The organism is Candidatus Pelagibacter sp. HIMB109, assembly GCF_052048155.1.
Classification (GTDB): Bacteria; Pseudomonadota; Alphaproteobacteria; order Pelagibacterales; family Pelagibacteraceae; genus HIMB114.
In genome coordinates this window covers 79,641-93,142 of the sequence record NZ_JBNAIK010000003.1, presented here as the reverse complement: position 1 = coordinate 93,142, position 13,502 = coordinate 79,641, and the positions used below count along the sequence as shown (strand labels likewise).

At 31.1% G+C, this 13,502-nt stretch carries 15 protein-coding genes and 1 tRNA gene; 15 read left to right on the top strand and 1 reads right to left on the bottom strand.

Annotated features, from left to right (window positions below; translation table 11 throughout):
* Position 1: 1 nt before the first annotated feature.
* From ACTTAQ_RS03140 to ACTTAQ_RS03110, 7 genes are all read left to right on the top strand, one after another.
* On the top strand, positions 2-652 hold the full coding sequence (locus tag ACTTAQ_RS03140; RefSeq protein ID WP_440695489.1) for an O-methyltransferase: 651 nt from the start codon (positions 2-4) through the stop codon (positions 650-652).
* Positions 628-1,512, top strand: coding sequence for an oxygen-dependent tRNA uridine(34) hydroxylase TrhO (gene trhO, locus ACTTAQ_RS03135; protein WP_440695487.1), 885 nt, complete (start codon positions 628-630; stop codon positions 1,510-1,512). The genes ACTTAQ_RS03140 and trhO overlap by 25 nt, the downstream gene beginning before the upstream one ends.
* Entirely contained in the window at positions 1,509-1,988 is a 480-nt protein-coding gene (locus ACTTAQ_RS03130; RefSeq protein WP_440695485.1) for a redoxin family protein, read from the top strand. The genes trhO and ACTTAQ_RS03130 overlap by 4 nt, the downstream gene beginning before the upstream one ends.
* Complete coding sequence (locus tag ACTTAQ_RS03125; RefSeq protein ID WP_440695483.1) at positions 1,988-2,290, top strand: TIGR03643 family protein; 303 nt, start codon at positions 1,988-1,990, stop codon at positions 2,288-2,290. The genes ACTTAQ_RS03130 and ACTTAQ_RS03125 overlap by 1 nt, the downstream gene beginning before the upstream one ends.
* A gap of 127 nt (positions 2,291-2,417) precedes the next feature.
* Positions 2,418-3,065, top strand: coding sequence for an FTR1 family iron permease (locus ACTTAQ_RS03120; protein WP_440695481.1), 648 nt, complete (start codon positions 2,418-2,420; stop codon positions 3,063-3,065).
* Positions 3,066-3,148: 83 nt separating this feature from the next.
* Positions 3,149-5,326 (top strand): catalase/peroxidase HPI, encoded by a 2,178-nt coding sequence (gene katG, locus ACTTAQ_RS03115; protein ID WP_440695479.1) that lies wholly within the window; start codon positions 3,149-3,151, stop codon positions 5,324-5,326.
* 47 nt (positions 5,327-5,373) lie between these two features.
* Positions 5,374-6,075 (top strand): type IV pilin protein, encoded by a 702-nt coding sequence (locus tag ACTTAQ_RS03110; protein WP_440695477.1) that lies wholly within the window; start codon positions 5,374-5,376, stop codon positions 6,073-6,075.
* A 1-nt stretch (position 6,076) separates the two neighbouring features.
* Here the strand turns inward: ACTTAQ_RS03110 and hemA are convergent, their stop codons facing one another.
* Positions 6,077-7,348 (bottom strand): 5-aminolevulinate synthase, encoded by a 1,272-nt coding sequence (hemA, locus tag ACTTAQ_RS03105; RefSeq protein WP_440695475.1) that lies wholly within the window; start codon positions 7,346-7,348, stop codon positions 6,077-6,079.
* 86 nt (positions 7,349-7,434) lie between these two features.
* Here hemA and hemC point away from each other — a divergent pair, with 86 nt between their 5' ends.
* The 8 genes from hemC (at position 7,435) to ACTTAQ_RS03065 (ending at position 13,501) form a co-directional block, all read left to right on the top strand.
* Positions 7,435-8,913 carry a hydroxymethylbilane synthase gene (gene hemC, locus ACTTAQ_RS03100; RefSeq protein WP_440695473.1) on the top strand — a complete coding sequence of 493 codons (1,479 nt, stop codon included), beginning with the start codon at positions 7,435-7,437 and terminating at the stop codon, positions 8,911-8,913.
* Complete coding sequence (locus tag ACTTAQ_RS03095) at positions 8,910-9,818, top strand: delta-aminolevulinic acid dehydratase (RefSeq protein ID WP_440695471.1); 909 nt, start codon at positions 8,910-8,912, stop codon at positions 9,816-9,818. The genes hemC and ACTTAQ_RS03095 overlap by 4 nt, the downstream gene beginning before the upstream one ends.
* Positions 9,787-10,800, top strand: coding sequence for a uroporphyrinogen decarboxylase family protein (locus ACTTAQ_RS03090; RefSeq protein WP_440695469.1), 1,014 nt, complete (start codon positions 9,787-9,789; stop codon positions 10,798-10,800). The genes ACTTAQ_RS03095 and ACTTAQ_RS03090 overlap by 32 nt, the downstream gene beginning before the upstream one ends.
* The gene (gene hemH / locus ACTTAQ_RS03085) at positions 10,800-11,822 is read left to right on the top strand and encodes a ferrochelatase (protein ID WP_440695467.1); all 1,023 of its coding nucleotides are present in this window, start codon (positions 10,800-10,802) and stop codon (positions 11,820-11,822) included. Before ACTTAQ_RS03090 ends, hemH begins: the two co-directional genes overlap by 1 nt.
* A complete protein-coding gene (gene hemF, locus ACTTAQ_RS03080; protein WP_440695465.1) occupies positions 11,819-12,634 on the top strand; it encodes an oxygen-dependent coproporphyrinogen oxidase in 816 nt (271 codons plus the stop codon). Before hemH ends, hemF begins: the two co-directional genes overlap by 4 nt.
* Entirely contained in the window at positions 12,631-13,050 is a 420-nt protein-coding gene (hemJ, locus tag ACTTAQ_RS03075) for a protoporphyrinogen oxidase HemJ (RefSeq protein WP_440695464.1), read from the top strand. Before hemF ends, hemJ begins: the two co-directional genes overlap by 4 nt.
* 1 nt (position 13,051) lies before the next feature.
* Positions 13,052-13,423, top strand: coding sequence for a DUF2784 domain-containing protein (locus ACTTAQ_RS03070; RefSeq protein ID WP_440695462.1), 372 nt, complete (start codon positions 13,052-13,054; stop codon positions 13,421-13,423).
* Positions 13,410-13,501: transfer RNA gene (locus ACTTAQ_RS03065), tRNA-Ser, on the top strand. Before ACTTAQ_RS03070 ends, ACTTAQ_RS03065 begins: the two co-directional genes overlap by 14 nt.
* Position 13,502 lies beyond the last annotated feature (1 nt).

The following is a 13,502-nucleotide window of genomic DNA, read 5'->3' as shown; positions in this document are numbered from 1 at the left end:
AATGTCTGGAAATTTTTTACTCAATGAAAAACTTGAGAAGTATATTTATGAAAATGGTGTTAATGAAACAAAAATAGAAAAAGAACTTAGAGAATATAACAATAAAGAACACCCCAAATCAGCTCATTTACAAATATCACCTGAGCAATCTGAGTTCCTTAAATTAATAATTAATATTGGTAGTTACAAAAACATTTTGGAAATCGGCACTTATCTTGGTTATAGTGCTTTATCGATGGCACTAGCCACTGAAGGTAGAGTAACAACAATTGATAAGGATGAAAAAACCAATGAAATTGCACTTAAATTTTGGAAAAAAGCAGGAGTTGATCATAAAATTAAGTTAATAGCTGGTCTGGCATCGCAAGAGTTAGATAAATTAAACGAAAAATATGATTTTATTTTTGTTGATGCAGATAAAACAAATAATGCTGAATATTATGAAAAATGCAAAAATCTTTTGAGTGAAGGAGGCGTTATAGCCTTTGATAACATGCTTTGGAAAGGCAAGGTGTCAGAAGACACAAATGATCCAAAGGTAGAAAAAATAAAAGCATTTAACAGTTATGTTAAACGTGATAATTATTTTGAAATTTCATTAATTTCCATAGGCGATGGAATAATGTTATGCAAAAAGAGAAATTCGATATAGTTAGTTTTTACAAATTCTGTCCTATTTTAGTAAATGAGGATTTAAGAATTAAATTCAAAAAAAATTTAATTGATTGTTCTTTAAAAGGAACCATAATTCTCTCACCCGAAGGAATTAATGGAACAATTTCTGGTTTATCAGGTTTTTTTTCAAGTTTTGAAAGTTTCGTCAAAACAACTTTAAAAATTGATAAATTTGATATTACAAATTCTTCATCATCAAATTTTATTCCTTTCAATAAACCCAAGGTTAAAATTAAAAAAGAAGTTGTCCCAATAGAAATAAAAACAAAAGTAAGAGATGGAAAACACTTAACACCCAGGGAATGGGATGAATTTATTATCAAAGATGATGTAATGCTTGTTGATGTACGTAAGCCATTCGAATATGAGCTTGGTACTTTTAAAGGTGCAATTAATCCTCAGGTAAATAGTTTTAGAGAATTTAAAGAGTATTTTTCAAAAGATTTTGTTAGAAAAAATAATAAAAAGCTTGCAATATTTTGCACAGGAGGAATTAGATGTGAAAAGGCTGCAGACCATTTGAAAACAATTGGAATGGAGAATGTATATCAGCTCGAAGGTGGTATTTTAAATTATTTAGATAATACAAATGAAGAAAAATCAAACTGGAAGGGAGAGTGTTATGTTTTTGATCAACGTGTATCTGTTAAACATGGATCAAAACCTGGAACATACTCTATGTGTCATGGATGTAGACTTCCAATTAGCTCAAATGATAAAAAATCAAAAAAATATATTGAGGGTATCACTTGTCCAAAATGCCATGATAAATTAACAGTTGATCAGAAAAAAAGATTTGCAATGAGACAATTTAATATTAAATATAATAACAAATGACACAAAAAATACCAAATTCAAGAATTGTAATCAGAGAGGATGGCAAGTTTATAGAAAAAGATATTTATGAATATTTTGCGGGAAAAAAAATTGTAGCTTTTGCTTTACCTGGCGCATTTACTCCTACCTGTTCTAATTACCATGTTCCTGCTTATGAAGAAGAATATGAAAATATAACAGCTTTAGGTGTTGATGAAATTTATTGCATAAGTATGAACGATCCTTTTGTTATTGAAAAATGGAAGGAAATTTCTGGAGCAAAAAAGATTAAATTTATTCCTGATGGAAATGGTGTTTTTACTAACGATATGAAAATGATTTCAGATCGAAGTGCTTCTGGCATGGGGCCGCGTTCCTTTAGGTACTCAATGTATGTTGAAGATGGGAATATAATAAAGTTATTTAAAGATGAAGATGGAAAATTTGATGTAAGCGATCCAAAAACAATGATAAATTTTCTTAAAGAAAATAAATAGTGGTAACACGAAAATCTTTTACCAGACCAGTAACAAAAACATCTAACCCTCAACCAAAAAATAAAAAATCCAAAGACTGGATTATTTGGGCTGCATGGGCAGATAGGGTAACTTTTGAAGATATAAAAAGAGAAACAGGCAGAACAGAGTCTGAGGTGATTAAAATCATGAGATCTACATTAAAACCATCATCCTTTAGGCTTTGGAGGAAAAGAGTTCATACTAAATCTATAAAAAACCTTAAAAAATTTAGAGAAGATAGAAAGAAACTAAGAGATAAATCTTACAAAAACTACCTATAGTTGTACTTTTTTAGCGAATCTGCTACATGTTGACCTGTAATTAAGAATAATTCTTAACAGTGTTGACATTGAGAATCATTCTCATTATTACGTTAAAAAATTAAAACAAAGAAATTAAAAAAATTAAATGACTGAGTTTACAACACCTTTTATGAGTTCATTCTTCATAATCCTAAGAGAGGGATTTGAAGCTATGTTAATCGCAATGCTAGTGTTTATGTTCTTGGATAAAATGAATGCTAGACACCAAAGACCAGCTGTCTTTTGGGGAATGGGTGCAGGAGTTTTAGTATCTTTATTATTAGCAGTAGGCTTTAGAAAAATTCACGGCATGACAGGCGCTCATGAAGAAATTTTTGAAGGTTGTGTTATGTTGATTGCCTCAGGAATGTTAGCTTATTGCGCACTATTTTGTCATAATGCAAAAGAACATGTTGAGGGCAAAGTAGATAAAGCAATAGATTCAGGAAAAACTTGGTTATTGTCTTTTACGGTATTCTTAGCAATTGTTAGAGAAGGTTTTGAAGTAGTATTATTCTATGCAGCTTTATTTGCAACGGGAGTTCAAAGTATAAACGCAGTTGTGTTTGGTGCTGTGATTGGATTAGCTGCGCTAGTTGCGTCTTACTATGGTTTAAGTCGTTTAACAAAAATCATTCCAATCGGGATGTTCTTTAGAGCTTCAGCAGTATTTTTACTAATTATGTCTGTATACTTTGGTTATGAAGGTGTGCACGAATTAGTTGAAGGTCTTGAAGATCTTAAAGTTTTATAAAAATTTAACTTTAAATTTACTTAATTATAATTAAATAAATTTTAATTATTTTTAAGAATTTATTTTAATTAAAAGGAGAAAAAATGAGCACAGAGTATAAAAAATCAAATGGAAATGGAAAATGCCCAGTTATACATGGAGCATTAACAGAGAGTGGTGATACTCCAACGGCATGGTGGCCAAATAGTTTAAACTTAGACATTCTTCATCAGCATGACACGAAAACTAATCCAATGGATGAAGGTTATGATTATAAACAAGAAGTTAAGAAACTAGATTTTAAAGCATTAGAAAAAGATTTACATGCATTAATGACAGACAGTCAGGAATGGTGGCCAGCAGATTTAGGTCATTACGGCGGATTAATGATTAGAATGGCATGGCATTCCGCAGGAACATACAGAATTTCAGACGGAAGAGGCGGAAGTGGAACTGGTAACCATAGATTTGCTCCACTTAATTCTTGGCCTGATAATACAAACCTAGATAAAGCTAGAAGATTATTATGGCCGATTAAAAAGAAGTACGGAAATAAAATTAGTTGGGCTGACCTTATGATCCTAGCCGGAAACATTGCGTATGAGTCTATGGGTCTTAAAATGTATGGATTCAGTTATGGACGAGAAGATATTTGGCATCCGGAAAAAGATATTTACTGGGGTTCTGAAAAAGAATGGTTAGGTGAAGAAAGATATGACAAAGATGGAGTTAACAGATCTTCTTTAGAAAATCCCTTAGCAGCAGTTCAAATGGGATTAATTTATGTAAATCCAGAAGGAGTAGGTGGAAAACCAGATCCTTTAAGAACAGCAATGGACGTTAGAGAAACATTTGCAAGAATGGCAATGAATGACGAAGAAACTTGTGCTTTAACTGCTGGCGGCCACTCTGTTGGTAGAGCTCATGGTAATGGTGATGCCGCAATGTTAGGTGCTGAACCTGAAGCTGCAGGCGTTGAACAGCAAGGTTTAGGCTGGAATAGAGCAGATGGTGGCGGATTAGGCGTTGAACAAGTAACTAGTGGTATCGAAGGTGCTTGGACTACTCACCCTGATAAATGGGACAATTCATACTTTAAATTACTCCTTGAATACGAATGGGAATTAAAGAAAAGCCCTGCAGGTGCTAACCAATGGGAACCAATTAATATTAAAGAAGAGGATAAACCTGTAGATTTAGCGGATCCTTCTAAAAGACATAATCCAATCATGACTGATGCGGATATGGCTATGAAAATGGATCCTGAATACAGAAAAATTTCAGAAAAATTCTACAAAGATCATAAATACTTTGAAGAAACTTTTGCTAGAGCTTGGTTCAAATTAACTCATAGAGATATGGGAAAAAGAGTAAATTATATTGGACCAAATTCTCCAAAAGAAGATTTGATTTGGCATGATCCTATTAAACCAGGTAAAACAGATTATGATGTTGATGCTGCAAAGAAATTAATTAAAGAAAGCGGTTTAACAACTAACCAAATGGTTTCCACTGCATGGGATAGTGCAAGAACTTATAGAAGAACTGATCTAAGAGGAGGTGCTAACGGTGCAAGAATTCGTTTAGCTCCTCAAAAAGATTGGGAAGGTAATGAACCTGCTAAACTTGCAAAAGTATTACCTGTATTGGAAGGCATTGCATCAAAAACTGGTGCTAGTGTAGCTGATATCATAGTTTTAGCTGGAAACGTTGGTGTTGAAGAAGCAGCAAAAGAAGCTGGAGTAGATATAAAAGTACCATTTAAAACTGGAAGAGGAGATGCAACAGACGAGCAAACTGATGCAGAATCTTTTGCAGTGTTAGAGCCTATTCATGATGCTTTTAGAAACTACGTAAAACAAGATTATGCAGTTTCACCTGAAGAGTTAATGCTTGATAGATCATCTTTGATGGACTTGTCTGCAAAGGAAATGACAGTGCTATTAGGCGGAATGAGAGTGTTAGGAACAAATCATGGTGGTTCTCAGCATGGAGTGTTTACGGATAAAGTTGGAGTTTTAACAACTGACTTTTTTGTAAACTTAACCGACATGAAGTTTAAATGGGTCCCAACTGGAAAAAACTCATATGATATCGTTGACAGAAAATCTAATGACAAAAAGTTTACTGCAACAAGAGTTGATCTAGTATTTGGTTCGAACTCAATTTTACGTTCATATGCTGAAGTATATGCTCAAGATGATAACAAGGAAAAATTTGTTAAAGATTTTGTTAAAGCGTGGACTAAAGTCATGAACGCTGACATAGCTTCAATTAATTAGTATTTTAAAGAGTTTACACACCGTTATACTTTAATTAGTATAACGGTATGAACAAAGGTTTCTCTCTCGTAGAACTTTTGGTTGTTGTTGCGATTATCGGAGTGTTAGCGGGCGTAGGTATCGTTGGTTATGATAGATACGTTGAAAATGCTAAACAAAAAGTTTTTGAACAAAATGTTCAAACGATAACAAGGGCGATCGATTTTGAATATACTGTTATTTCAAATTCACTATCCTCTGCGTTAGATGAAGTTGATAGCAGCGGAAATAAAACGGGCAGTAAAATTAGTTCAGACTCTACATGCGAAGAATTTGTTAGAGCTACTAAAGAACATTTCGCACATTTTAAAAACCCTTGGTTTCCAACTAAAAGAATGGTCACAATTAATTCTAAAAGTCATGCAAATCAAAAGAAAGGTATGGTTCAAGTTATCTGTAACAGATCAGGTAATTTATTGTCTGGTTGGAACTGCAAAGTTGAACAATCACTTTTTTACATATTAGCGATGAATGAAGATTACGTTGTAGGCTCAACTCATTCAGATACTTTGGAAGGAGGCAAGGCAACTTCAGGAGGAGTTGTTAATTCAAGATGGTATTATAGAGGTTTAACAAAACCACCTGTAGCTCATCGAAACGCAAACCATCTTCCTTATATAACCCAATCTATTGCTCAAACTCAGTACTGTTCTGATGGTAGTTTTATTAGATCTTCAGCTATCGAAATAGAGTCTAACGTTAATTATTAAATTATTTTTTAAGCTGAATATTTGACGAAATAAGCTGTTCATGTTTAGGCATGAACTTTATCCAAGCTTGTGTTATTGCATTAACAAACTTTTTAATGTCTTCTTTGGAGTGACTTGGAGTAGGAGTAATTCTTATTCTTTCAGTTCCTTTTGGCACTGTTGGAAAATTAATTGGTTGCACATAAACTTGATGTTCTTCTAATAAATAATCACTTATTTTTCTACAAAGTTTACTTTCACCAATAATTACTGGGATAATATGAGATCCAGAGTCTAAAAATGGTATTCCAGCTTTTTCGAGTTCAGATTTAACTAATTTAACATTCTCAAAAAATTTCGATCTAATTTCAGGATTATCTTGAACAGTTTCAACACTTTTTAATGTTCCCGCTGCAACTGCTGGACACATAGATGTAGTAAAAATAAATCCTTTAGAAAAGCTTCTTACAAAATCAATAATAGAGTTTGATGAAGCAATATAACCTCCGGCTAGACCAAAAGCTTTTGCTAAAGTTCCGTTAATAATATCTATTTGATCTGCTACACCTTCTTGTTCCGCAATACCTGCTGCATTCTCACCGTATAGTCCAACCGCATGTACTTCATCTAAATAAATTAAAGCTCCATGCTCATGAGCAACTTCAACAATTTCTTTTAATGGGGCAAAGTCTGCTTCCATTGAATATACAGACTCCAGTACGATCATTTTGGGCCTGTTAAAAGGAATCCCCTTCAGAACAGCCTTTAAATGTTCTACATCATTGTGTTTATAAATTACCTTTTCTCTTTTACTTGCTCTAATACCTTCAATTAACGAGGCGTGGTTTAACTCATCGCTTAGTACCAAACAGTTATCAATTGCTGATAATATGGAGGTTAAAGCAGAGTCATTTGCACTATAACCAGAGTTAAAAGCAAGGGCTCTTTCTTTGCTGTGTAATTTTGCAATTTTTTCTTCTAATTCTACATGAAATCGAGTTGTGCCAGATATATTTCTTGTGCCACCTGATCCAGCACCTAATTGATCTACTGCATTTTTCATTGCAGACATCACTTCGGTGTTTTGACTCATGCTTAAATAATCATTTGAACACCAAACATCAATTTCTTTAGTTTTTCCATCTTTGTGGTGTAGGGCTTTTGGATATTGGCCTGCTTTTCTCTCAATCTCATTAAAGTATCTATAATGACCTTCGTTTTTTATTTCCTGTAATTTTTGATCGAATATTGAATTGTATGATGATTTCCAATTATGAGCTTTGTTGCCTGACATAAATAGGTTTATAGCTATTAGATTATCTATTAAAATATCTAAATAGACGCACTTATCATATCATTTAAGAACAGTATAATTAAACAATGTCTTTATCTTTAATAATAGGATCCAGAGCTAGTTTTTTAGCCAAAATACAAACTTTTATCGTAAAACAAGAATTAAAGAAAAAAATTAAAAGTATTAAAATTACAACTAAATATCATTCAACTAAAGGTGATAAGAATCAAGATCACGCACCGTGGAAAAATTTAGGATATGGAATTTTTACAACATCATTAACCAAGGGTCTTATAAATAAACATTTTAATTGTGTCGTTCATTCCTACAAGGATTTACCAATTTTAAAGTCAAAGACAGATTATATCACAATCACAAGAGATGACCCCAGAGATCTTCTTTTAATTAAAAAAAAATCCATGAATAAAAAAAACTTAATTATTGGAACATCATCACCAAGAAGAAAATCATCTGTTAGAGCTTTAAAAGATTTAATAGGAGTTAAAAATATCAAAACAAAAACTATACGAGGAAATGTAACTACTCGATTATTAAAAGTAACGTTAAAAAATCAATATGATGCAGTGTTTATGGCAAAAGCTGCAATTGATAGAATTTTTAAATATGGGAACAAAGTAGATACAGTAGAAACAAAAAAATTTTTAAATCTTTTTAAAAAATTTAAACCATTTATTCTACCTTTATCAATTTTTCCTACAGCTGCTAGCCAAGGGGCAATAGCAATTGAATATTTAAAAAATGATAAAAAAACAAAATCTATTTTAAATAAAATTAATTGTAAAAAAACACAATTTATTTGTAATCAAGAAAGAAGTCTTTTAAAAAAATATGGTGGAGGCTGTGGTCTTGATATTGGTATTACCATAGAGGAAATAAAAAATAATAACTTCTTATTCAGTAAGGGTGTTGACGCTAGGAATAATAAAGAATTTCATATCAATAAAATTTTAAATAAAAAAAATATAAAGAAAACAAAATCTATATTTCCTCAAAATATCAAAGATTATCAAATGTTTTCAAGAATTGAGTTAAAACTTCCTAAAATAAAAAACTCAACAATCATTTTAACAAGACCAGATTTTTCAATTAAAGATTTAAATAATAACAATTTTTTTATTACGAGTGGAATACAAACCTGGAAAAGAGTTGTTAAAGAAAATAAAATCGCACAATGTAGTTTTGATGGTTTGGGAGAAGATTATCGCTTCCCAGAAATTTATTATCGAAATTATAAAAATATTAAAAAAATTACATATAAAAAGAGCATGTCAATTTATAAGACTAAGCAAATTAATGGTTACGAGCTTATTCCTCAAATCAATTCTAAAACCATAAATAATTTATTTAATGCAAAAGTATTTTATTGGATGAGCTATTCAGCATTTAAATTAGCGAAAGCTATTAGACCAGATATTACAAAATATCAGCATTGCAGTGGCCCTGGCTCAACATTTGAGCAATTAAAAAAAGAAATTCCTAAAAAAAGATTAAAACTATTTTTTAATTATAAAGATTTTAAAGAGAGTGTATATCAAGCCAGATGAAAAATTTTTTTAATTCTAATAAGCTTAAAGCAAGCAATTTAATACAACCTATATTTATTGAAGAGGGTTTGAAATCGAAAAAAGTTATCAAAGGTTTGGGGGTCAATTACAGTCATACAATCCAGAGTGCCAAAAAAACCATTTCATCTGACATTAAAAAAGGTGTTAAAAATTTTATTTTTTTTATTGTTCCAAAGACTAAGCAAAAAAAACCAGAAGATTTTAATTTTCATTACCAATCATTATCTCAAATAAAAAAAACATTTGGAAAACGAATAGTTATGATTGTTGATACATGTTTATGTTCAGTCACAACTGATGGACATTGCGGCATTACTCATAAAAATAAAATAAATTTAAAAGAAACTCATAAATCACTTGGAATTGCAGCTGATACTTTTATTCAAGCAGGAGCTGACATCATAGCCCCTAGTGATATGATGAAAGGTACAACAAGATATTTAAGATCATTATTTAAAAAGAAAAAATTTAAAACTCCAATTATGAGTTATTCATCAAAATTTTTTAGTAGTTTTTATGGTCCTTTTAGAAATGCTGCAAAATCTTCTCCAAAAAAATTTGATCGATCTTCTTATCAACTACCAGTTCATGATCGCAAAAAAGCAATACAGAGTTCATTAATGAATGCAAAGCAAGGAGCCTCTTTCTTAATGGTAAAACCCGGTATCACATCTATTGATTTGATCAGAGAAATAAAAAATAAAACCAAATTACCTACTGGAGCGTATCAAGTAAGCGGTGAATATGCTTCTTTACAATATTTAGCAAAAAACAAACTTGGTGATTTTAGTAAACTGTATAAAGAAAGTTTATTAGCTATTCATAGAGCTGGTGCTGATTTTATTATAACTTATGGAGCTAGAGACATTGCCAAAGATCTATAATCAAAAATTTTATAATGCATTACATCGCATTGAACAGAAAGTTCCTCCTATTTGGTTGATGAGGCAAGCAGGTCGTTATCATTCGCATTATCAAAATTTAAAAACAAAACATACTTTTGAAGAATTATGTAAGATACCAGAGCTTATTTGCGAGACAACCATGGGCCCGATTCAAGATTTTGATTTTGATGCAGCAATTCTCTTTAGTGATATTTTGTTTCCACTAGATTATCTTGGAATGGGCTTGGCTTTTAATCCAGGGCCAGAGTTTGCTAATCCTTTAACTGAACAAATCCTCAATCAAGATAAAGAACAAAGTTTTTCTGATTACATTAAATTTCAGATAGATGGTTTGGCTTTAATCAGAGATACTTTGCCTGATAATAAGTCCTTAATTGGATTTGTAGGTGCTCCATATACTTTATTTAAATTTGCTCAAAGACATCCTCAATCAAACTCAAATTTATTAAATGATTTTTTACCTGTTATAGAAAAAATTCTCGAAGAGAATATTGATCTACAGTTTGGTATAGATTTAGACATATTAATGATTTTTGATACTGAAGCTCAGCATTTAAATCTCGATGAGTTTAATAAGAACGTAAAACCATTTATTGAGAAAATTGCACATAAGTATCCTGGAAAAATTGGATACTTTACAAAAGATATTGATGATGAAAAGTATGAAAGTCTAAAGACAATAAAAGATTTAAAATTAACTGTTGTAGGTTCTAATCAAGATATTTTTTCTAAATTATCAAATACAGATCTATCTCTTCAAGGTAATTTTCCCAATGAATACCTTGCTATTGAAGATATTGATGAGTTTAAAAAGCATTTAGATAATTTTATTAAATATATAAAAGATCAAGATCTAGCCAAAAGAGCAGGCTGGATTTGCAGTTTAGATCATGGTGTTTTAAAAACTACACCAGAACATAATGTTAAACTATTTATAGATAAAATTAGAACAGAATTATAATGGCAAAATTTATTGGAAATCCTGATTTCAAACACGGTACTAAATTGAAAATTGGTATTTTGTTATCTAATCTTGGAACACCTGATAAACCTCAACGCAAAGAATTAAGAGTTTATTTAAAAGAATTTTTATCTGATCCCAGAGTAATTGAAACACCAAAATTAATTTGGCAAATAATTTTAAATGGCATTATCTTGAATACCAGACCTCAAAAATCTGCAAAAAATTATCAAAAAGTTTGGACAGATGAAGGTTCTCCACTTTTAGTGATTTTAAATAAACAAAAAAACCTTGCACAAGATTTATTAAAAAAAGAAAACCTAGAACTAGAGTTTGCAATAGGTATGCGCTATGGAAATCCTAGCATAGAAAAAGGCTTAGAAGAATTGAGAGAAAAACATTGTAATAAAATTATCATATTACCGATGTATCCACATTACTGTGCAGCTACTACTGGTTCAACATTTGATGCAGTATCAAATACAATGCAAAAATGGAGATGGGTACCGTCTTTGAGGTTTATATCAACTTATCACGATCACCCTAATTACATAAAGGCATTATCAAATAGTATTCAAAAGCATTGGGATGAACATGGCAAACCAGATAAAATTTTATTCAGTTATCACGGTATTCCAAAGAAGTATTTTACAAAAGGCGACCCGTATCACTGTCTTTGCAGTAAAACGACAAGATTGGTGAGAGAAGAAATGGGTCTATCAGAAGAATTTGCCATGACAACTTTTCAATCTCGTTTTGGACCTGAAGAATGGTTGCAACCCTACACAGATAAGACGGTAGAAAAATTAGCCAAAGGTAAAGTAGAACACCTTCAAATTATTGCACCAGGATTTTCTGCAGATTGTTTGGAAACTATTGAAGAGCTAGATGGTGAAAATAGAGAAATTTTCGAAGAACATGGTGGAAAAAAGTTTAGCTATATTCCTTGTTTAAATGATCAGCCTGATCACATAAACCTTATTGGAGCCTTAATTAAAAATGAACTCCAAGGTTGGGTATGAGCAAAAATATAGAAGACAAAAAAAAATTAACCTCGAATTGGTTTCAAGATTTACAAAATCAAATGATTAGTTCATTTGAATCTCTAGATACAAAAAGATTTGAAAAAAAAACATGGAATAGACCAGGTGGAGGTGGTGGTACTATGGCTATTATGAAAGGCGAAGTGTTTGAAAAAGTTGGAGTTAATATTTCTGTTGTACACGGTAAGTTTAGTGAAGAATTTAGAAAAAAAATACCTGGAACTGAAAACAGTGCAAATTTTTGGGCTGCTGGGATTTCTATAGTTGCGCATATGAAAAATCCAAAAATAGCTGCAGCTCATTTTAATACTAGGTTTATTGTAACTGAAAAATCTTGGTTTGGGGGTGGCTGTGACTTGACACCTGCTTTACCAGAAAATGAGGAAACAAAATCTTTTCACTCTGGTTTAGAAAATTTGTGTAAAAAAAACTCATATGATTATCCAAAATGGAAAAAAGAATGTGATGAATATTTTTATTTAAAACACAGAAAAGAACCAAGGGGAGTAGGTGGCATTTTCTTTGATTATTTAAATGAAGATAATTTTGAAAACGAATTTAATTTTATCAAGAATTTAGGAGTTTATTTTAAAAATTTTGTTCACGATAATGCTGAAAGAAAAAAAGATTTACCTTATACTGAAGAAGATATGAAAAAATTAATGCACAAAAGATCCAGATATGTTGAATTCAATTTATTGTATGACAGGGGCACTTTATTTGGCTTAAAAACAGATGGAAATGTTGAGGCTATTTTAATGTCAATGCCTCCAAAAGTGGAGTGGAATTGATGTACGAGTGGATTAAAGTTTTTCATATTATTTCTTTTGTAGCTTGGTTTGCAGGACTTTTTTATCTACCAAGATTATTCGTTTATCATGCAGAAAATGCTGATAGTGAACTTATTTGCAAAACTTTTGAAACGATGGAATATAAACTTCTAAAATACATCATGAACCCAGCAATGATTGCTACTTGGGTTTTTGGTATTGGTTTAATTCATTATGTAGGTTCAGCAGGTTGGTTACATGCAAAAATTACACTAGTTATTATTTTATCAGCTTTTCATATGTATTTGGGTGTTGTTAGAAAAAAATTAATTAATGAACCATCAAAATATACTTCTAAATATTTTAGATACATTAACGAGGTACCAACAATATTATTAATTCTTATAGTAATATTGGTTGTGGTAAAACCTTTTTAAATTGAGTGTTTTTGAAATATTTGCAACAATAGCTCTTTTATTACATTTTTTATTTATCCTTTTTGTAATATTTGGTGCAATACTTATTTTAAAATTTAAGAAAATAATTTATGTACACATTCCAGCAGTTGCTTGGGGAGCTTACATTGAATTAAGCCATTCTATATGTCCTTTAACTCATCTTGAGAATTTTTTTTTAAAAAAAGCTGGAAAAGATCAATATTCAGTAGATTTTATTGAAAATTATATTTTTAAAATAATTTATCCACCAGCCTTAAATTATGAGATACAAACTTATTTAGGTGTTATTTTAATTTTTGTAAATTTACTTATTTACTATTATATAGTTAAAAAAATTAGGACAGGTGGGTGAGTGGTTGAAACCAGCTGGTTGCTAACTAGCCTTACGAGTAACATCGTAACGAGGGTTCGAATCCCTCCCTGTCCGCCAC

Bases quoted from the DNA above. Each gene is read 5' to 3' on its own strand.
- hemA (WP_440695475.1), bottom strand. From the start codon at position 7,348: ATGTCAGGCAACAAAGCTCATAATTGGAAATCATCATACAATTCAATA.
- ACTTAQ_RS03120 (WP_440695481.1), top strand. From the start codon at position 2,418: ATGACTGAGTTTACAACACCTTTTATGAGTTCATTCTTCATAATCCTA.
- ACTTAQ_RS03140 (WP_440695489.1), top strand. From the start codon at position 2: ATGTCTGGAAATTTTTTACTCAATGAAAAACTTGAGAAGTATATTTAT.
- hemF (WP_440695465.1), top strand. From the start codon at position 11,819: ATGAGCAAAAATATAGAAGACAAAAAAAAATTAACCTCGAATTGGTTT.
- ACTTAQ_RS03130 (WP_440695485.1), top strand. From the start codon at position 1,509: ATGACACAAAAAATACCAAATTCAAGAATTGTAATCAGAGAGGATGGC.
- hemC (WP_440695473.1), top strand. From the start codon at position 7,435: ATGTCTTTATCTTTAATAATAGGATCCAGAGCTAGTTTTTTAGCCAAA.
- hemH (WP_440695467.1), top strand. From the start codon at position 10,800: ATGGCAAAATTTATTGGAAATCCTGATTTCAAACACGGTACTAAATTG.
- katG (WP_440695479.1), top strand. From the start codon at position 3,149: ATGAGCACAGAGTATAAAAAATCAAATGGAAATGGAAAATGCCCAGTT.
- ACTTAQ_RS03095 (WP_440695471.1), top strand. From the start codon at position 8,910: ATGAAAAATTTTTTTAATTCTAATAAGCTTAAAGCAAGCAATTTAATA.
- trhO (WP_440695487.1), top strand. From the start codon at position 628: ATGCAAAAAGAGAAATTCGATATAGTTAGTTTTTACAAATTCTGTCCT.
- ACTTAQ_RS03090 (WP_440695469.1), top strand. From the start codon at position 9,787: ATGGAGCTAGAGACATTGCCAAAGATCTATAATCAAAAATTTTATAAT.
- ACTTAQ_RS03110 (WP_440695477.1), top strand. From the start codon at position 5,374: ATGAACAAAGGTTTCTCTCTCGTAGAACTTTTGGTTGTTGTTGCGATT.